At 38.6% G+C, this 17,887-nt stretch carries 23 protein-coding genes; 5 read left to right on the forward strand and 18 right to left on the reverse strand.

Annotation, left to right across the window (positions count from 1 at the left end; genetic code table 11):
- Nucleotides 1-66: 66 nt before the first annotated feature.
- The 12 genes from NSS80_RS13070 to NSS80_RS13125 all read right to left on the reverse strand — a co-directional run bounded on the left by NSS80_RS13070 (nt 67) and on the right by NSS80_RS13125 (nt 7,062).
- A complete protein-coding gene (locus tag NSS80_RS13070) occupies nt 67-936 on the reverse strand; it encodes an alpha/beta hydrolase (RefSeq protein WP_317221923.1) in 870 nt (289 codons plus the stop codon).
- Between the two features lie 58 nt (nt 937-994).
- Nucleotides 995-1,366: a hypothetical protein gene (locus NSS80_RS13075; protein WP_317221922.1), complete on the reverse strand. Its 372-nt coding sequence runs from the start codon at nt 1,364-1,366 to the stop codon at nt 995-997.
- An 18-nt stretch (nt 1,367-1,384) separates the two neighbouring features.
- Nucleotides 1,385-1,732 (reverse strand): YxiJ family protein, encoded by a 348-nt coding sequence (locus NSS80_RS13080; protein WP_098676971.1) that lies wholly within the window; start codon nt 1,730-1,732, stop codon nt 1,385-1,387.
- 191 nt (nt 1,733-1,923) lie between these two features.
- Nucleotides 1,924-2,400 carry a hypothetical protein gene (locus NSS80_RS13085; protein ID WP_317221921.1) on the reverse strand — a complete coding sequence of 159 codons (477 nt, stop codon included), beginning with the start codon at nt 2,398-2,400 and terminating at the stop codon, nt 1,924-1,926.
- A 162-nt stretch (nt 2,401-2,562) separates the two neighbouring features.
- Nucleotides 2,563-3,168 carry a hypothetical protein gene (locus NSS80_RS13090; protein WP_098676973.1) on the reverse strand — a complete coding sequence of 202 codons (606 nt, stop codon included), beginning with the start codon at nt 3,166-3,168 and terminating at the stop codon, nt 2,563-2,565.
- A gap of 43 nt (nt 3,169-3,211) precedes the next feature.
- Nucleotides 3,212-3,841, reverse strand: a complete 630-nt coding sequence (locus NSS80_RS13095; RefSeq protein ID WP_098676974.1) for a hypothetical protein — start codon at nt 3,839-3,841, stop codon at nt 3,212-3,214.
- A 35-nt stretch (nt 3,842-3,876) separates the two neighbouring features.
- The gene (locus tag NSS80_RS13100) at nt 3,877-4,335 is read right to left on the reverse strand and encodes a hypothetical protein (protein ID WP_098676975.1); all 459 of its coding nucleotides are present in this window, start codon (nt 4,333-4,335) and stop codon (nt 3,877-3,879) included.
- 356 nt (nt 4,336-4,691) lie between these two features.
- A complete protein-coding gene (locus tag NSS80_RS13105) occupies nt 4,692-4,868 on the reverse strand; it encodes a DNA-binding protein (RefSeq protein ID WP_255290958.1) in 177 nt (58 codons plus the stop codon).
- A gap of 57 nt (nt 4,869-4,925) precedes the next feature.
- Complete coding sequence (locus NSS80_RS13110) at nt 4,926-5,261, reverse strand: hypothetical protein (RefSeq protein ID WP_317221920.1); 336 nt, start codon at nt 5,259-5,261, stop codon at nt 4,926-4,928.
- Between the two features lie 66 nt (nt 5,262-5,327).
- A complete protein-coding gene (locus NSS80_RS13115; RefSeq protein ID WP_255290960.1) occupies nt 5,328-5,684 on the reverse strand; it encodes a hypothetical protein in 357 nt (118 codons plus the stop codon).
- A gap of 69 nt (nt 5,685-5,753) precedes the next feature.
- Nucleotides 5,754-6,413, reverse strand: coding sequence for a hypothetical protein (locus NSS80_RS13120; RefSeq protein WP_317221919.1), 660 nt, complete (start codon nt 6,411-6,413; stop codon nt 5,754-5,756).
- A 46-nt stretch (nt 6,414-6,459) separates the two neighbouring features.
- On the reverse strand, nt 6,460-7,062 hold the full coding sequence (locus NSS80_RS13125; RefSeq protein ID WP_317221918.1) for a TetR/AcrR family transcriptional regulator: 603 nt from the start codon (nt 7,060-7,062) through the stop codon (nt 6,460-6,462).
- 129 nt (nt 7,063-7,191) lie between these two features.
- On the opposite strand from NSS80_RS13125, the gene cyoE reads away from it, so the two are divergent.
- Nucleotides 7,192-8,097: a heme o synthase gene (gene cyoE, locus NSS80_RS13130; RefSeq protein WP_317221917.1), complete on the forward strand. Its 906-nt coding sequence runs from the start codon at nt 7,192-7,194 to the stop codon at nt 8,095-8,097.
- A gap of 55 nt (nt 8,098-8,152) precedes the next feature.
- Here cyoE and blaBPU read toward each other — a convergent pair whose 3' ends face one another.
- Both blaBPU and NSS80_RS13140 read right to left on the reverse strand, forming a co-directional pair.
- The gene (blaBPU, locus tag NSS80_RS13135; RefSeq protein ID WP_317221916.1) at nt 8,153-8,941 is read right to left on the reverse strand and encodes a BPU family class D beta-lactamase; all 789 of its coding nucleotides are present in this window, start codon (nt 8,939-8,941) and stop codon (nt 8,153-8,155) included.
- A 125-nt stretch (nt 8,942-9,066) separates the two neighbouring features.
- Nucleotides 9,067-10,230 carry an acyl-CoA dehydrogenase family protein gene (locus NSS80_RS13140; protein ID WP_034280002.1) on the reverse strand — a complete coding sequence of 388 codons (1,164 nt, stop codon included), beginning with the start codon at nt 10,228-10,230 and terminating at the stop codon, nt 9,067-9,069.
- 144 nt (nt 10,231-10,374) lie between these two features.
- Here NSS80_RS13140 and NSS80_RS13145 point away from each other — a divergent pair, with 144 nt between their 5' ends.
- From NSS80_RS13145 to NSS80_RS13160, 4 genes are read left to right on the forward strand one after another with little or no spacing between them, the layout of a single operon-like run.
- Nucleotides 10,375-11,139 carry an amino acid ABC transporter ATP-binding protein gene (locus NSS80_RS13145; protein ID WP_034280000.1) on the forward strand — a complete coding sequence of 255 codons (765 nt, stop codon included), beginning with the start codon at nt 10,375-10,377 and terminating at the stop codon, nt 11,137-11,139.
- Nucleotides 11,136-11,996 carry an amino acid ABC transporter substrate-binding protein gene (locus NSS80_RS13150; RefSeq protein WP_024427907.1) on the forward strand — a complete coding sequence of 287 codons (861 nt, stop codon included), beginning with the start codon at nt 11,136-11,138 and terminating at the stop codon, nt 11,994-11,996. Before NSS80_RS13145 ends, NSS80_RS13150 begins: the two co-directional genes overlap by 4 nt.
- On the forward strand, nt 11,993-12,691 hold the full coding sequence (locus NSS80_RS13155) for an amino acid ABC transporter permease (protein WP_025092844.1): 699 nt from the start codon (nt 11,993-11,995) through the stop codon (nt 12,689-12,691). Before NSS80_RS13150 ends, NSS80_RS13155 begins: the two co-directional genes overlap by 4 nt.
- Before the next feature lie 12 nt (nt 12,692-12,703).
- Nucleotides 12,704-13,417, forward strand: coding sequence for an amino acid ABC transporter permease (locus NSS80_RS13160; protein WP_034279995.1), 714 nt, complete (start codon nt 12,704-12,706; stop codon nt 13,415-13,417).
- A gap of 35 nt (nt 13,418-13,452) precedes the next feature.
- Here NSS80_RS13160 and NSS80_RS13165 read toward each other — a convergent pair whose 3' ends face one another.
- From NSS80_RS13165 to NSS80_RS13180, 4 genes are all read right to left on the reverse strand, one after another.
- Nucleotides 13,453-14,283 (reverse strand): manganese catalase family protein, encoded by an 831-nt coding sequence (locus NSS80_RS13165; protein ID WP_041118071.1) that lies wholly within the window; start codon nt 14,281-14,283, stop codon nt 13,453-13,455.
- A 125-nt stretch (nt 14,284-14,408) separates the two neighbouring features.
- On the reverse strand, nt 14,409-15,449 hold the full coding sequence (locus tag NSS80_RS13170) for a 2,3-butanediol dehydrogenase (RefSeq protein ID WP_024427903.1): 1,041 nt from the start codon (nt 15,447-15,449) through the stop codon (nt 14,409-14,411).
- 70 nt (nt 15,450-15,519) lie between these two features.
- A complete protein-coding gene (locus tag NSS80_RS13175; protein WP_041118073.1) occupies nt 15,520-16,740 on the reverse strand; it encodes an MFS transporter in 1,221 nt (406 codons plus the stop codon).
- Between the two features lie 371 nt (nt 16,741-17,111).
- Nucleotides 17,112-17,861, reverse strand: a complete 750-nt coding sequence (locus NSS80_RS13180; RefSeq protein WP_041118155.1) for an SDR family oxidoreductase — start codon at nt 17,859-17,861, stop codon at nt 17,112-17,114.
- Nucleotides 17,862-17,887 lie beyond the last annotated feature (26 nt).

Below are 17,887 nucleotides of genomic sequence, written 5' to 3' on the forward strand. Positions count from 1 at the left end.
ATTTCAAACCATTTACGCTTTATCATATACTGCGGCAAAATGAATTGCCCAAGCATACGGTCTTCGTTATTGATTTTGTTTTTTGACAAAAGCCATCACAGCCTCTGTCATTTTTTGTGCTTCTTTTGGCGCTCTGTCTGATCCAAACCATTTGTTCAGATCACTATGGCTTAACGTATGAACCCGAAAAACAAACCGAGAGCCTTTATCATGATTTAGTTTTTCTGCAAATCGGTACACCTCAGGATTTTCCCAGCCCGTGACCAAATAGACAGGAGGTACATTCGCTTGATTCATATAAGTGACAGGTGATGCCTTTGTCCAATTTTTCTCTTGTTTGCCAAAGACTTTTTTGTACGATGGGATGGCTTGTATAAATTGATTGAGGTTTAACGGCCCATCTAAAATCACGATGGAATTAATCGCTTTTGGCGACAGCCCCACACGTTTTAAGTAGGTCGAATCTGTGGCAACCAGCGCCGTCAAATGACCGCCCGCTGAGTGACCCATGACATTGATTTTTGATGAATCAATTTGATATTCATCCGCATGATCCTTTACCCATTTAATGGCGTTTGCTGTATCATCTGCCATCTGCTCATAGTTGGCATCAGGGTGAAGCCTGTAATTCATTGAAACAAACACATACCCTTGACCAGTAAAATAATCAGCCTTTGAAGCGACTCTATTCTTATCGCCACCTGTCCAGCCGCCGCCATGGAGATAGATCATCACAGGATGCTTCTTCTTTTTGTCTTCATCTTTGCCCTTTGGCATGTACATATCGAGTGTTTGCTGTTTGTTTTGTGTGTCTGCATAATGGATATTGGTTGTCGGCTTAGGCTGGTTGAAACGGAACACAAAGAATGCGCATACCAATAAGCCAGCGATGACAACTACAAATAAGAGCCATTTCAAGATTCGATTCAAAGTCATTGCACCTTTCTGTGTTGGGATGGGGAAGCATATTTAGGCATATGTTGGCAGACTATCACTATTCATTTGATATTACTTGTATGACTCGAACCGTTTCACAATAAAAAGAAAAATATTGTTCTTCAAAGTCTTCGACAAAGTAATTCAAATTTTCCCAGCCCCTATCTAAAAGCTGAATGTCCAAGAAAAGATAGTCATCGTTTGTTAACTCCAAATCTTTGATTTGAACAGAAGAGACATTGGTGAATTTCAGATGAATGTCTGCTTGTAGATTCGGGGATTCATATGGGATGTGCAGAACAATACAATTGATCAAGTCGTAATGTTCATTATACTCTTTAAAGTAGTGGAATTCATTGATTTGCTTTAGATGACTGATATCGAAATCAGGGATTTGCTTCTGGATTTTTCCATCAAGAAACCATGTCATTGTTTGTCCTCCAAGACGTTATTGTATAAATGCAATGATTCGTTTTCTTGTTTCTTCATGGTATTGAACGTAGGAATGCAATAAAGGATACGATTCAAGGATATGTTGAAACGATTTGATTTGAGGGGATTGCTCTCCAAATGACTGACGTAACACGTTTAACTGTTTTTTCGGTATTCGTTTATGAACAACCACATAACTCAAACTGCCTGCAACAAGTGAAAAAAATAAATAAAAATCATCTGAGGGCATACCAGTTTCTTCTTCAAAAGAGACGATATCATCTGGATAAGTGGAATCTAACAAGTATTGATAGCGCTGCTTCAAATCATTGATTAAGCCTTGTTTATCTTGGCTGAACTTCATGGACCTTTCCCCTTTCTCTCATTGTTTCTCAATTCTCATTTAGACTTTTATGTTAAATAGAAAATTTGCATTTGCATCAGATTCTTCAAGTATTTCATTGTTCAAATGCCATATCCCATGAGGATGGTAACTGCATTAGATTCATCTTTCTAAACTACTAAACATCACATTCATTCTCCTAACGAATCATGTCACGGAGTTTGTATATATTCTTCAAATGATATAAAGTCCGCTTTTTTTCGAAATACGCTTAAGATTTTCTGATCTCCTGTAAAAATAACATCTGTCGAATCAAAAAAACCGATTTCAAACACAGCTTGAGGAATAACGGGTGTATAATTCATGTTCCAATATCGTTCATTATCTTCAATTTGAGGTATTGAACTGATATTCAAATGATCTACATGACGAGGCAATGCGGTCAAAACAGCGAATATAAATGAATAAGAATAGTCATTTAAGAATTTTTTGAAATGTTCACCTTTCAGAAATAAAAAATCCGTATAATCTGGCATTACTTCTGAATGGAATTGATTTTTACGATCATGAAGCATTGTGAGTGTCACATCGCTTATGACCCAGTTGTAGTCTTCTACGTTTAAATTGATTTTCTTTATTAACTCATTTGCTTCGAATAAATCTTTTTCTTTTGCTAATACGATTCTCATTACTTGCTCCACCTCATCAATTTAAAACATTAGACTACTAATTTAAAAATATTCTACAGTATCAAAGTCTGACCATAATTTCCAGTCAGTATTTGTGTTTATATTTACAATGAATAACCTTATCTTGAAATACACAGAACATGTAGATATATGTAAAATTTATTATTTAGTTTTATAATTTCGAATCAGTTCTTTTTTAAAATCATCAGGAAGTTTTTGATTCGGAAATACAACTGAAATCCAACCTAATACAACCTCATCTAAAGTTCTCCACGTTTTTAACAATTGTTTATTCATATGTTCTAATTGATGAATCGCTAATACTCCTATTTCATAACCTCTTTCGCCATAAATGATCCATTTCGCAGAAGGGGAAAACCATACCACACGTGAAGCAATATCCATCATGCTATCATTTACACTCTCTATCGGATAATCCGTTAAGAGATCAAGGTAATCACTTGGTGTGAGGTTTAACGGGATTTTCACCCAAGGATAATAACCAAAATCATGATAATAATCATCCATCGTCTTCTGCTCATCTAATACTGCCATTAGTATATATTTATCTCTGTGGCTCAAAGCTAAATCTCTTAGTGTCTCCCAGCTATCGTCTGATAACAACCAATGAAACTCTTCGAATAAGTAATAAGGTGTTTTTGTTTTCAACACTTGATCAGGGAATGTCTTTGTACTGTGAACGAGCGTATGTATAAACGATTGAACATGTTCAAATTCTTTTGGATCGGATATAAACAAATTTTTCACTTTATGCTCCTTTCATATCTTTGGGTGAGTCTATCATCAGTCATCATTGCTTGTAACATGACGCATAATGAGATAGCATTTGAGTGAAATAGTCATTAAATGTTTTTTGATCCTTCAATATTAGTTCTAGCCAATTTGCTAAAACAGGGTGGTTTAGTGGCTTCCACTCTTCTTTTAATAACCTATTTTTCACAGAATCTTTTGTTGACACCATACCTATGATACAAATTTCCATATCTCTATCTCCCCAAATCGCCCACTGTAAAGAATGAGATAACCAGACCACTATGTTCGAATTCGTGATTATATCATCCGCTATGGAACCTTTTGGGTGCGTCCATAGTGCATTTACATAGTCCTCATTTGAAATGTTCACACTCGTTTTCAGCCAATTATAATAACCAAATTCCTTCAAATAGTATTCGGTTGGATCTGGTTGAAGGACTGCAGTCAAAAATTCTCTATCTAGTGTAACATTTGATAACTCTTTTATTGTTGGTAAAATATCATCACTCAATGCCCAATCAAACTCTTGAAACAAAAAACAATCAAAATTCTTACAGAAGACTTGTTGTGGCAGCGTTTTATTTTGGTCAAACACATTGTCCACTAAATTATGATAGGATTTGAATTCTTTTTCTGAACGAATAAATAAGTCTTCAAGCCGTTTCAAACAACTACCTCCACTCTTGTTGAACTAATAGTTTTTTAATTCTTCCTCTTGAATACGACGACTCCATATGGATTGTAAAACAAATCATATTCAGGATAAAAATCATATTCAATAAGATCTAACTTTAATTGCTGGCCTTCATCATAGATAACCTTTTCTTCTAAAGTTTCTCTTTTTTCTTGAATAGATTTGTTTATCCAATTTAAAAAGTGCAGCTCTATTTCGTCAGCATGAAACCCTTCAAACATCATTTCAGGCTCTCCAAATTGTTGAAAACCACTGGTGACATACACAACATCACTTTCTTGAACAATAGAAGTCATATATTGATAAGTGTTGAACTCTTCAATTAAACTTAGCCATGACTTCTTCATAAAAGAACGACCTGATGATTCAACTTTTATTGCAATGCCATCAATCTTTAGTAAATCCGTAGTAAATTGTACAAGAGCGTTTATTTCTTCTAAGGATTCAGTCATCCCAATGATATACAAGCATGTTTGATGCTTATTTATTTGTTTAAGTTTTTCTAAATTGAAGTTCTTTTGGAAGGAAAGTCTCGCTTAACTGATCAATATGATCAACTACTTCAAGGTCGTAATAAGTTCCAGTTAGTTTATGTATGATTCGATTTAACAAATATATAATCATTCAATTCTTCAAGTTCTTTTAAATGATGTGACCAAAATCATGGAATTGCGATTACTGTTTCAGGCATAAAATTCACTCCTTTTATTTAGATTGAGGCTCAACCATAAGAAAATAACAAGGTGATCTATAGGAACTATTTGTATTTTTCTAACCAGTCATTCAAATCATCTACAGAATGTAAGTAAGAATTGGATGAATCTTACAAATCAATTCCACTCAAAAGAACCAACATATCCCAAACTTGATCATCATCTATTTCTGGATCGTCTGCAGAAACGTAATTTTCAGCCCAATCAGAAACTTGTTCTCTGGTGATCATCCCCTTTAAGACTTTTCGTATTTTATGTAAACAGTCTAGCATTTTTGGTTCGTCCATTAATTACACCATTCCTATATAAGTTTTTCTCAAAACTTACTTCACGCTGTAAACTGCTTATATTTTATATTTGATAATATCCTCCATTGACATCCCTTTAAAATATAAAGAAAGAATGCTTAAAATAGTGTATTCACCAAGTATACCAATCGGGTTAAATATCATTTTAGCCGTTTTTGGGTCAGCAACCTCTAAGTCCATAACAGGTGCAATGGAACCTTCTTTTCCCTCGCTTACGTAATAATTTTCATCTCTATATGTCACGAATTTCAGATTTTGAAGATCCTCTTCTTTTATAAAATCTTTATTTATTTTTGTGATGACTTTCCATGAACCACTTAAAAAGCCTGTCAAACCTGTACTTGCAACAAATAGCCCATTCTCTTTTTTCATCAATTGTTTTAACTCTCTTTTTTCAATTCTTTATCAACAAACAAATCATAGTATTGGATTAAAATTTCATTCATATTGATTTCTTCCCTCACCTGAAATGATCAAAGCATAGCTCAATTTTCCAACTTCTTTTAATGGGAGTTCAATAATAGCTCCCGGTTCTATTTTACCTAAAGTTTTTGCTTTTTTAGTTGTTACTTTAATATCCGTTACTTCTTTCTCATTTAAATCATCAAAATAGTGACTGCCTCCATTGTTTAGGACTGTCATGATTGTCAAAAGCATCTCATCAATCGTTGGCTTTCTTTCCAAATGTTCCTCAGTCATTTCATAAAATTGTTCGATCGCTTCTTCAAAAATATCTAATCCATCATCACCAATCATGATATTCTTTTTCTTATGTTCTTCTTCCCAAAAACCCATTTGAAAGCACACTCCTTATTTATGTTTTCTAGATTTCGACAAGTAATATGCTAGTCTCATTTTGCTTTATTATGATAACCGTATACTTGTGTAAACTGTTTTATTTGCACGTTTGAAAAGTGCCACTTCATTATCCGTTAACCATTTAAGCTCTCTCATGTGATACGAAATGTCTTCTAAGTAGGTATCGGTTTCAGCAATTAATTTTTTATCTAAGATATTTCTTTTATTGTCTTCAACTACAAGATAAAGAGTAAACTGCTTTAAATCTAATTCAATCAGAGGATATGCTTTCTTTGTTTTATCAGGACTTAATTTTGTTTGTTTTCCTTTTATCTCCGCTTTATATTCCTTTTCTTTCATTTTTTGAAATGCCGCTTTGATTAGCTGACTGTCCCAATTTTTTAATTCAGACAAATATAGCATCGCTTTTTCCAAAGTACCTGCTAAAAACATTTTCTTATTTGTTGCATTTTCAAAATCACTGTAACAAAAGGGAACTTCTAGCTCGTACGTATTTTTTAAAAATAAGATGTCAGGTTCATTTTTAGAAGTATTAATTAATTTGTAGTCTCTAAAAGAGCCACATATAAAAACAACGGCTTCACAATCTTTCGTTTGAATTCTTTTCCCTAATTCCCACAAAAACATTTCTGTCATACAAAGGGATTGGCTAGCTAAGTTCCCACGATCATCATCTGATATTAATTGGATATATTTCAAATACACTTCTTATCATCCTCCTTGCCACATTCAAACTGAGGAACCTCAATTTCTATTTAAAGGGAATTATTCTTTTTAAGGATTTTTCTAACAAATCATGTGGTATATGGTCTTGACTAATAAAATGAAATATTGATATACCATTTTCCAATGAAAGAATTGTCCATGCTATTTCTTCGGATGAAAGAGTAGATGTAAGGTTCTCTTTTTTTATTAAATTCTCAATGGATTGAGAGATTTGTTTTACCGATTGTAGAATCATATTTGACCACTGACACCTTACTTCCTCATTTCTCATTGAATACAAAAGAAATTCCATATTTAGCAGGCTCCACGTCCGATTTCCTTCACGTCTTTGAATAGACTGTTGATTCATTTTTTCAGGAAAGTGCATAAGGGAAGGCTGTTCTGCTAATAAAGCATTGATTTTTTCTACATGTAATTGCATTTGTTGTTCCAATAGAGCCAAAAAGATCTCTGCCTTTGAACGAAAATGCGCATAAAAGGCCCCTTTGCTAAATCCCGCATTTTCTGCCAATTTATCAATGGAGACCCCATGAAAACCATACTTGGCGAAATTCTCAACTGCAGAATTTATGAGTAATTTCCGTGTTTCATCTTTCCTTTCACTTTGCGTTTTTCTTTGTCTAATCATTCCTTTACCTCCTTATCTTGACAATCATACCATATAGAATTAATATACCAATTAGTATATAAATTCAACAAGGTATATATTTTGTTGTACAGCATAAACAATTAATCGCTATTGAAAAGGAGCAAAACAATGCGAAAGATGGGGAAAAAAATTCACAAAACCAAAATGGACATAATAGCTCAAACAGTTAAATCAGGAATTATTACTTCAAATTTAATCCCAATGTGTGCTGGCTTAACCTTGGCATTATACACTTATCAAATTGATATCCTTCATAAATCTATTGAGATACTATTTGCATTTGCAGGTTCAATATTATTAATTGGTGCTGCTGGAGCTTTAAACAATTTGTATGATAGGGACATAGATTCCGTGATGAATAGAACAAAAAACAGACCTACTGTTACAGGAGAAGTCAATCTTAAAAAAGTTCTATGGCTTAGTATCTTAATGTCTATTTTAGGATTGTTTTTTTTAGCATTTACAACCTATCTAGCAGCTATTATAGGATTGATTGGTTTACTTTTTTATATTTTCCCTTATACAATGTGGAGTAAAAGAAATACCGTTTACAACACGGAAATTGGTAGCATTTCTGGAGCAATGCCGCCTCTCATTGGTTGGACGGCTATTTCACCAGACATCTCACACCCAGTTATTCTGGGGTTGTTTTTTATTACAATTATTTGGCAGATGCCGCATTTTTATTCAATAGCTATTAGAAAGCAGAATGAATACAAGGCAGCAAATATTCCCATGTTACCTGTTGTAAAAGGAATGAAAAGAACATACTTGCAAACGAATCTTTATATCTTAGCAATTACCTTAAGCAGTTTTCTTTTCCGCTCTTTAAGCATCGGGCTTGTGCTTGTGTCTTTTTTTCTAGGCCTTATATGGATTTGTTTAAGTATTGTTGGTTACAAGCGAATGAATTCCGATAAGTGGGCATCATTTATGTTTGTCTATTCACTAATTTATATGACAACTCTTTATTCAACTATCATTATCTATACTCTTACTCGCCAAATTTTTTGATTTATTAAAACCTTAGTTGTGTAGATAACCATAAAAAATTCATATAAAAAGCACCCTAAACGGATGCTTCAATCAAATGATATTTTTTCAAAATACGATAGGTAATTTCTTTTGCTTCTAGACCGGTGCCTTCGATATTTGTGGCGAAAATGTAGGTTTTGTTTTCATGTTTGATGAAGCCTGCGTACCAGCCGATGCCTGAGCCGGAGCCTGTTTTTCCGTATAGGGTGGCATGTTTCTCTTCTTCTTGGATCATCATTCGTTTGACCTTTCTCATGACAGACAGGTCAAATGGAAGACTTTCTTCATATAACTGTTTAAGGAAATGGACTTGTTCTACTGGAGAAATTTTCAACGAACTACTTAACCAAAATTGATCGATTCCGCCAGATGTGTCTTCATTCCCATAATGAATGGCTTTCACCCAATGATTCATGCGTTCTTCTCCGATGTCACGCGCCATGGCTTGATAGTACCAGACGACTGAATCTCTCATGCCAGAGCCCAGTGTATGATCCTTATTCCAGTTATCAATCTCTCTTTTCACTCCGTCCCAATATTTGATGTCGTATTCATCTCTCACTGCGCCTGTTTGGAGTCCGATGAGGGCATTTGCCACTTTAAATGTCGATTGTGGGGCAAATCGCTCGTTCGCTCTTTTTTTGTTATACACCCATGGCGATTTTTCTTTTACTTCTTGGATGACAAATGTGCCTTCTCGGTCTTTCATGAATTCATCTACTGACCACGCTGGAGATGTTCCCTCACTTGATGAAGGCTGGCCGATACAAAATGCCATCAGCATGATGGTGCAAAACAGCCATTTCATATGCTTTTTCTTCAAAAAAATCGCTCCTTTTCCTATGATTTGTATCGATTGTAGCATGCCTGAGTGATGAGACATAAGGTACGCTTGTCCTCTTTTCTGCCAAATAAAAAAAGCCGGTTTCATCCGGCTTTTTGATCATATTAGCTTTCTTTTTTCTCTTCAATGGCCTGCTTCGCAATTTTTGAAATCGTCATATCATCCATTGGCGGGTTATGGAGCCCAGCCCGGATATCTCGATAGTAACGCTGAAGCGGACAGCCAAGGCTCAAGCTTTTTGCACCGACTAAACGCATGGCTTTATCGACCACTTGCAGACTATGATTAACGACTGTATGCTTCACAGCACCGAATTCATTGATTAACAGCTCTCTTTTCTCAGGCTTTTCATACAATGTTGTCGTTGAATAGATGACGTGGCGTGCTTGCTTTAGTAGTAAATCAATTTCGCCAATCAGTGTTTGGACATTCGGCAGGTCACTAATCGTTCCGCTGATACTGTTCGGTGAATGTGTGATGGCATACTGTACAGCATAGTCTCTTGCCGCTTGTGCAATTCCTAAATAGCAGGAAGGAATATGGGCGATCCAAGGGTTTAACGTACCGCCCCGAGGTCCTTTTTGCACTTCAACAAGCATATCATCTGATACCACAACTTGATCTAAGATTAAATCATGGCTTTCTGTTCCTCTCATGCCGACAACATCCCATGTTTCTTCTATAGAAACACCTTCTGTGTCACGGTGAATTAAGAAGAATCCCATCGCCTCTTTTTCTTCGATCCATACGCCGACTAAAAAGTATGTGAGAGCTGGTGACATTGTTGTGAAAATTTTACGTCCATTGATCACCCAGCGATCACCTGATTTCATCGCTGTTGTCCCAGGCTTGCCGCCTCTTGTTGGGCTGCCTGTCTGCGCCTCACTCACAGCGCGGTTGACAAGGGCGCCCTTCTTCACTTCTTCCGCAAAGAATTGCAGCTGCTTCTCATTCCATAGTTTCTTTTCATAAATTTCACCAACAACTCCTTGGTGCCACCCAATCGATAAGGCAGTCGCTCCGTCCATGCTGCCAAGCGTTTCTTGAAATAGAACCATATCTGTTACAGATTGACCCCCGCCTCCATATTCAGCGGGAAGAGACAGGGCTGTATATCCCATGTTTACTAATGATTCGATATTCTGTTTAGGAAAATAAGCGCCTTCATCATGTTTTTTTGCGTTTTGTTCAATCGTTTCACGAAGAGATTCCAGCTGATTAAGCCATGTTTTTTGAAAATCGGTATCGACAAATAATGCTTTAGACAAAACGTATCCAACTCCTCTGTTTCTCACAATCTATGATATCTCATTTTTCCAATCGGAATGAATAAAACACACTTTACTTATAGGATTTAATGTGTTAAATTTTATCAATATTAAGTACATCTGTCAAAGGAACGTGATGCTTTTATGATCTCAGCTACTAATCTACATAAATCTTATGGGCAGACCCATGTGTTAAAAGGCATTGATTTCACCGTACAAGAAGGTGAAGTGGTCGCAATTATTGGACCGAGCGGATCAGGAAAAACAACACTTCTCCGCAGTTTAAACAGCCTCGACATTCCAGACAAAGGAGAGCTGACTGTTGGAGAAGCCACGATTCAATTTGAACGATATCATAAAAAAGATCTTTTAAAACTAAGGCAGCAATCTTCCATGGTGTTTCAACATTATCACTTGTTTCAAAATAAACGAGCACTTGAAAATATTACAGAGGGATTGATTGTGTCCCAAAACATGTCTAAAAAAGAAGCTGAAAAGGTTGGAGAGCAATTTTTAGCGCGGATTGGACTGCTTCATAAAAAGGATGCATTTCCGAGTGAATTATCTGGCGGTCAGCAGCAGCGGATTGGAATTGCCCGCGCTCTTGCGATGAATCCTGCGGTGCTTTTGTTTGATGAACCAACGTCCGCACTTGACCCAGAGATGGTCGGAGAAATCCTTGAAATGATCAAAGATATTGCGAGCCAAGGGATGACGATGGTCATTGTGACGCATGAAATTTCGTTTGCAAAGGACGTAGCGGATACCGTGATCTTTATGGCAGATGGAGAAATCGTTGAAAAAGGCTCCCCAGAAGACGTCCTCATGAAGCCTAAGCATGAACGAACGAAACAATTTTTATCTAGGATTCATCGCGGAATGTGGCAAGGATCGGAGGAAGACATATGAAGCAAAAGACAGCATTCATGACAGCTGGTGTCCTTCTGATTCTCCTCTCCCTGATTGGCTGCAGCAGTGTGAAAACAACAACAGATGATGGAAAACAAATTGTGAAAGTCGCACTGAGTGCAGAGGTCAATCCACCCTTTTTAGCCACAAATGACCGAAACGAACCGATTGGCTATAACATTGATTATTTAAATGAAGTGGAAAAAAGACTTCCACACATACATTTTGATTACATCTTTGGCGAGGAAGAATCCAATTTAATTGGTGTTGGCGCAGGGAAGTTTGAAATGGCAGCTAATTGGTTTTTCAGTAACCCTGAACGCGAAAAACGGTTTCTTTACCCTCAAGTTCCATACGGCTATTCGATGACAGGATTAATTGTGAATGAATCAAACCGGGATATTCAATCGCTTGATGATATGACATCAAAAAAGCTCGCTCCTGTCAGTCCCAGCGGCGGATTGCGTTCCATATTAAATCAATATAATGAAGAACATGATCCAGATATTCCGCTGACAACCATTGAAAGCCCTTCAAATGAACTCAACTTAAAGCGCGTTGAAAGCGGACGGTCTGATGCGGCTTTTATGAATATTTCGACCTTCGATACCATACAAAAGCATCTCAACCTAAAGGTCAAAGTTGGCGGCATTGTGTCAAAGGAGCCGATTTATCTTGTCTTACAGCCGAGTGAGAAGCAGCTTGCAGCAGATTTGGACCGGGTCACACAAGAGATGATTGATGATGGAACACTACCTAAGCTTGCGAAAAAGTGGTTTGGGGTTGATTTCTTTCAAGATATTGACTACATCTCAGAGCAAGGCTATCAATATGAAGAAAGGAAGGAAGCGTCATGACGTTTACAGCTGGAGATTGGCTGCGAATCTTTTTACAGGTGCTTGAACGCCTGCCACTCACTTTTCTCATTATTGCGGTGTCATTGTTTTTCGCCATCATAATAGGGCTCTTATTTGCATGCATTCGTATAAAACAAATCCCAGTGCTGAAGCAATTGGCTGTTATCTATTTATCTTTTACACGAAGTACGCCATTAATTGTTCAGTTATTCTTAATTTATTTTGGACTTCCTCAGCTTTTACTTGTGGCAGGAATTCAAATCAATCATTGGGATCGTGTGTTATTTGTGATGATGACGTTCTCTTTACATACGGGGGCTTATTTATCTGAAGTTTTTCGCAGTGCGTATTCGTCTGTTGGGAAGGATCAGCTGGAAGCCGCCTACATTGTGGGGATGACAGATACACAGGCCTTGATCAGGATCATTATCCCGCAGGCCTTTCTCATTGCCCTGCCAAACCTCGGAAATTACACCATTGATCTTGTGAAAGACACGGCGATTGCCTTTACGATCGGACTCATCGATATTATGGGACAGGTGAAGATCATCTTAGGAAATAACTATGGAATCGGCATGTTTGAAGTGTATGTGATCATTGCGATTGTGTACTGGCTCATTTGTATGAGCATTGAACTAGTCACCATGCTGCTTGAAAAGAAATTTGTAAAAGGCCGTACCAGTCTGTCACGTTAAGGAGGCGATTTGATGCAAACCATTGATATTCCATTTGCGATTGACCAAGTACCACATATTCTAAAAGGTGTTCCTTTCACCTTATTAATTGCTCTTGTTTCCATGGCTGTGAGTCTTGTGATCGGATCTGTTTTTGCTTTCATTCGCCTCTTTCGCATCCCTGTACTCAGACAGCTCGTTACGCTATACGTCTCCTTTTTTAGAGGAACGCCGCTTATTGTTCAACTGTTCGCTTTCTTTTATGGGCTCCCTTTTCTTCTAACCAGTATGAGCGGCACATTCGGACTGACCTTTCATCCGGATATGGTCTCCCCTTTAGCTGTGGCTCTTATTACCTTCAGCCTGCATTCAGCCGCTCATTTAACAGAGGTGGTCCGAAGTGCACTTCTGGCAGTAGACAAAGGGCAGCTTGAAGCGGCAAAAATTGTAGGCATGACCACACGTCAGGCGATGATACGCATTATTTTGCCGCAGGCATTTGTTGTGGCCTTACCAAACCTAGGCAATCAGCTCGTTCAGTTATTAAAAGCGACATCTCTTGCGTTTACAATTGGGGTACTCGAAATCATGGGTATTTCCCGGATCATTGCAAATGACGGCTATCAGTTTTTAGAAACTTATCTCGTCTCTGCTTTGATCTATTGGCTGCTGAGCATTGTCTTTGAATTAGCCTTTGCATTATTAGAGAAACGTGTCAGTGTATACGGAAGAACTCTCGGACGTTAAAAAGTCGATCAGGCACAAAAACCTGATCGACTTTTTTATTCACCCTTTTTTGGTGTGTTAAATAGTTCTTTTGGTGCGGGTTTGAGCTTTGGTGCAGAGCCGAATACGACAGGTGCAGAAATATATCTGAACTCTCCTTTTCCATCCATGCTGCGGCCATGTGCCCATCTGCCTTGCTTACTTTCTTCCCCTCTTGAGAAGTTAAACAAGTCATAGGATACTTGCTGTTTTTCTAGTGAACGAGGGAAGGTGGTTGGTACGACGACATCTCCTTCTCGCTCTTCTAATTCTTTAATTGCGGCAATCCACATATTTTGATGATATGTATCACGAGCAATGAGGAAGGAGAGCATATCTTTGACGCCGCGGTCATCTGTCATTTCGTAAAGTCTTGTGACCTGAAGGCGGCCCTGGGCCTCTGCATTTAAATTGGCTCTGAAATCCGCCATTAAATTTCCGCTTGAAATGATGTATTTGGCATTCCACGGGTATCCTTGACTATCCGCTGCCATTGCCCCTAAACCTGCAACAATCGCATGCTGCGGGTTCATTCCGCCCATGACAGCTGCAAGTGCAGGATCACTTTGGTACGCCTCTTCTTGTTCCTTAACTGGTGCATTATCAAGTAAACGCGCAATCATCGTTGCCAGCATTTCGACATGACCAATTTCCTCTGTTCCCACGTCAAATAATAAATCCCTATATTTTTGATCTGCCCGGCAATTAAAGCCTTGAAATAAATATTGCATCATCACGCTGATTTCACCATATTGACCGCCTAATACTTCTTGTAATTTCTTTGCATACACCGGATCAGGCTTTGAGGGCTTTGCTTCATATTGCAATTCTTTGATGTGATAAAACATGATGTCATCTCCCTTATCATTAAACATCTTTTCAATTATCACTATTCAACCGCAGCTCTCTTTATGAAAATGATATGAATACATAAAAAAGAGAATGGCTTATGCCATCCTCTTTTTTATCTTACTTATTCAGCACTGACTAAAATTTTCACTTGATCTTTTTCATTGATTAATGCATGGAAGCCATCCTCGATCACATCGTCCAGCTTGATTTTTTTCGTGACGAGTGTGTCTGCAGAGAAATAGCCTTTTCTCATTAAGTTTAATACAGATGGGAATACGTCTCTGTAGCCGATAATTCCTTTTACTGTACGTTCTTTAATGACAATGTCATTCGGCATAATTTCCGCGCCTTTTTCCCAAATGCTTACAATCACTGTTTCGCCTGAAATTCTAGTTGATTGGATTGCTTGCTTCAATACAACAGGTACACCTGTCACTTCAAAAGAAACATCGACGCCACCGTTTGTACGGCGAGCAATTTCTTGAACAACATCTTCATACTGAGATGGATCAACAATGATCGCTCCAAGCTCTTTTGCTTTCACTTGGCGCTCTTTTGATAATTCAACTGCATAAATATCAGTAGCACCAGCTGCTTTTAATGCTTCAATGACAAGTAAACCGATTGGTCCGCAGCCAAACACAGCCGCTGTATCCCCAGCTTGTACTTTACTAGAACGAACCGCATATAAAGCAACTGCAGAAGGCTCGACAAGCGCGCCTTGCTCATATGAGATTTCGTCTGGTAATAAATGAAGTAATTCTTCATCGACTGATACATATTCAGAGAATCCACCGCCGCCTCCGGCAAGCCCTAAAAAGCCCATGTTTTCATCTAAGTTATAAGCACCTTGATGTCCGTGAGTTGCAAAAATAGGTTCAACAACCACTCGGTCGCCTACTTTGTAATTGCTCACGCCTTCTCCTACTTCAACAACTTCACCAGAGAACTCGTGTCCCAGTGTAACGGGTGCTTTTTCTTTTGTAAGTGGATGAGGTTCATTCACAGGAATGAAGATCGGTCCGCCTAAATATTCATGTAAATCACTACCGCAAATGCCGCACCATTTTACTTTCAGTTTCACTTTTCCTGGAGCAACTGTTGGTTCATCAATTTCCTCTAGTCGAATGTCCTTTTGATCGTGCCAGCGTAGTGCTTTCATTTGTAAGACTCCTTTTCTCATCAATTTAATTAACTTACTTAAATAATGATAACATAATTTTTTTAATTTTCTAAGTAGGATGCACTATTTTTTTGGCAGTCAATGGACGAAAGATGACAAAACATAGCAATAGACAGATAAGAAGCATACATAGACACCCGATGATGACGGAAATTCTGATCGATAGAATATGAGCGAGTCCGCCGAATATTCCTGTCATGGTCATCGTCAGAATGGCTTCAACCAAAGCATAAAAGCTGGCTACCCTCCCCATCACCTCTACGGGGATATTTGTTTGATAGAACGTCATAAAACCTGTATTCGCAAATGCTAAAAAGAAGGCTAATATAAAAAATCCACCGGCGGCTGCAACTAGACTGCTGGAAAATGCATAAATAAGATAGCCAAACGCCACAAACAAACTGCCGATTCCAAGCATCAGCGAAACTGACAGCCTTTCGACAATGACCGAATTAAGACTTGCCCCTGCGATAATACCCGCTCCAGCTATACTGACAAGAAGGCCATATTGTGTATCAGTCAGCATCAATACTTCTTTTGCAAAGGCTGTTTCAAGTGAGTCTATGGCCGTAGGAAGGACCGATATCGCGGCACTAAATAATAAATATACCGTCATGATCTGGCGTGACGTCAGACTAAAACGCAGAACAAGCTTTGCATCTTCTTTTAACATTGAAAGGGAAAACGCCTTTTGGCCAGCATCTGTTTTGACCAAATTCGGTAAACACATCGTTAACAAAGCAGATATCAAGAGGCAGATCGCATTTACATAAATTGAAAGCACAGGAGTCCCGATGAGAAAGAGCAGACCTGCTGCCGCGGGCCCAAGTAAAAATCCCCCGGATTGTAATAAAGAGCGAATGGCATTAAACCGTTTTCGGTTATCCGCCGGGATTAGTCCTGTCATATACACCATCGACGCTGGATGAAACATCGCTTGTGCCATCTGTATGAAAAACACCATGACATATAGGATGATCAGATGTCCTGAGAATAAGGCAAAAGGGATGCATGCAATGAGCAGAGCACGGGTAATATCTAAACTGATCATCACATTCCGCTGATTCAGCCTGTCAATCAAACTGCCGGACCAGCTATTGGTCAAAAGAGCAGCAGCCGGTCTTAGTAAATAAACTGCTGTTACAGCAAGTACAGAGCCCGTTTCTTGAAAAATAAGCAGATGGAGGGCAATCATATAAATCCATTCTCCTATGTTCGCGATCCCGATGGCTCCAAGCAAAATACTCATATCCCGCCAATGTTTTTTCATCATGGTCCCCCCTATTTGTCATAAAAAAATCCCGCCCCCAAGACATGTCTGTCTTGAGGACGGGATTTACTCCGCGTTGCCACCTCAGTTCATTCATCTGTTGCCAGATGAACCTTAGCGGGTGATCATTCACCCTTCTCTGTAACGGGAGAAGTTCGCTGCACCACCATCCGAGGGAATCCGGTGCAGAGCTAAGAGGCTTGGTTCCATCATGCTTCCCAGCTCCTTCTCAGCTTGACGGAGTTCTCTGTGTGGGGCAGCTATGATGTACTCTTCTCTATTTGCGCTGTGTCTTTTTTTCATCACGATCTTCAGCTGAATTGTTACATATTGTACTGCGCCTCGATCAAAGCGTCAATATTTTTTTCATGTTAATCCGCATAAATCATTTTTCTAGTCATGCCGCCATCAACAACCAAATCTGTGCCGGTCACAAATTGATTGTCTTCATCTGTTAAATAAAAACAGGCTTTCACAATATCCTTTGGCGTACCCACTCGATTGGAAAGATGCTGCTGATGGTCAATTTCTCGAAGACTTTTCTCATCCTTCGTTTCAATCCATCCAGGGGAAATGCTATTCACCGTAATGTGATCCTGACTAAAAGAAACCGCCAAGGCATGAGTAAGCGCGGAAATGCCGCCTTTTGATGCAGCATATGCTTCCGTATGGGGCTCTGACATGGTCGCACGGGTAGATGAAATGTTCACAATGGAACCGCCGTTTGGATTCTCTTTGATATAACGTGCTGCTTCTCTAGCGCATAAAAAAGTCCCTCTTACATTTGTATGCAGCACATGATCCCACTCATCGACCGTTAACTCATAAGGCGATACTGTGCACATGACGCCAGCATTGTTGATGAGAATATCAATCGTTTTGCAGTGCTCCGCAGCAAACGACATTAAGCGCTGAATATCCTTCTCCTGTTTCACATCCGTTTTAATGAAATAAACTTCATAGGACTCCTTTCTCAGCTGCTCCTCCAAACGCTTCCCCTTCTCTTCATCTATATCCGCAAGCACCACACGCGCCCCTTCTTTTGCATAACCGCAGGCGATCGCTTCACCAATACCATTGGCTGCGCCTGTGATGATGACGGTTTTATGTTGAAAATTCATCATTCATCCAATCCTTTCTCCATGAG

The organism is Bacillus sp. FSL M8-0350, assembly GCF_038593345.1.
GTDB lineage: Bacteria > Bacillota > Bacilli > Bacillales > Bacillaceae > Bacillus > Bacillus safensis.

What these genes read in the sequence shown, in the direction of transcription:
- NSS80_RS13070 (WP_317221923.1), bottom strand. Translation starts at nt 936, where the DNA reads ATGACTTTGAATCGAATCTTGAAATGGCTCTTATTTGTAGTTGTCATC.
- NSS80_RS13075 (WP_317221922.1), bottom strand. Translation starts at nt 1,366, where the DNA reads ATGACATGGTTTCTTGATGGAAAAATCCAGAAGCAAATCCCTGATTTC.
- NSS80_RS13080 (WP_098676971.1), bottom strand. Translation starts at nt 1,732, where the DNA reads ATGAAGTTCAGCCAAGATAAACAAGGCTTAATCAATGATTTGAAGCAG.
- NSS80_RS13085 (WP_317221921.1), bottom strand. Translation starts at nt 2,400, where the DNA reads ATGAGAATCGTATTAGCAAAAGAAAAAGATTTATTCGAAGCAAATGAG.
- NSS80_RS13105 (WP_255290958.1), bottom strand. Translation starts at nt 4,868, where the DNA reads ATGGACGAACCAAAAATGCTAGACTGTTTACATAAAATACGAAAAGTC.
- NSS80_RS13110 (WP_317221920.1), bottom strand. Translation starts at nt 5,261, where the DNA reads ATGAAAAAAGAGAATGGGCTATTTGTTGCAAGTACAGGTTTGACAGGC.
- NSS80_RS13115 (WP_255290960.1), bottom strand. Translation starts at nt 5,684, where the DNA reads ATGGGTTTTTGGGAAGAAGAACATAAGAAAAAGAATATCATGATTGGT.
- NSS80_RS13125 (WP_317221918.1), bottom strand. Translation starts at nt 7,062, where the DNA reads ATGATTAGACAAAGAAAAACGCAAAGTGAAAGGAAAGATGAAACACGG.
- cyoE (WP_317221917.1), top strand. Translation starts at nt 7,192, where the DNA reads ATGCGAAAGATGGGGAAAAAAATTCACAAAACCAAAATGGACATAATA.
- NSS80_RS13145 (WP_034280000.1), top strand. Translation starts at nt 10,375, where the DNA reads ATGATCTCAGCTACTAATCTACATAAATCTTATGGGCAGACCCATGTG.
- NSS80_RS13150 (WP_024427907.1), top strand. Translation starts at nt 11,136, where the DNA reads ATGAAGCAAAAGACAGCATTCATGACAGCTGGTGTCCTTCTGATTCTC.
- NSS80_RS13155 (WP_025092844.1), top strand. Translation starts at nt 11,993, where the DNA reads ATGACGTTTACAGCTGGAGATTGGCTGCGAATCTTTTTACAGGTGCTT.
- NSS80_RS13160 (WP_034279995.1), top strand. Translation starts at nt 12,704, where the DNA reads ATGCAAACCATTGATATTCCATTTGCGATTGACCAAGTACCACATATT.
- NSS80_RS13165 (WP_041118071.1), bottom strand. Translation starts at nt 14,283, where the DNA reads ATGTTTTATCACATCAAAGAATTGCAATATGAAGCAAAGCCCTCAAAG.
- NSS80_RS13170 (WP_024427903.1), bottom strand. Translation starts at nt 15,449, where the DNA reads ATGAAAGCACTACGCTGGCACGATCAAAAGGACATTCGACTAGAGGAA.
- NSS80_RS13175 (WP_041118073.1), bottom strand. Translation starts at nt 16,740, where the DNA reads ATGAAAAAACATTGGCGGGATATGAGTATTTTGCTTGGAGCCATCGGG.
- NSS80_RS13180 (WP_041118155.1), bottom strand. Translation starts at nt 17,861, where the DNA reads ATGAATTTTCAACATAAAACCGTCATCATCACAGGCGCAGCCAATGGT.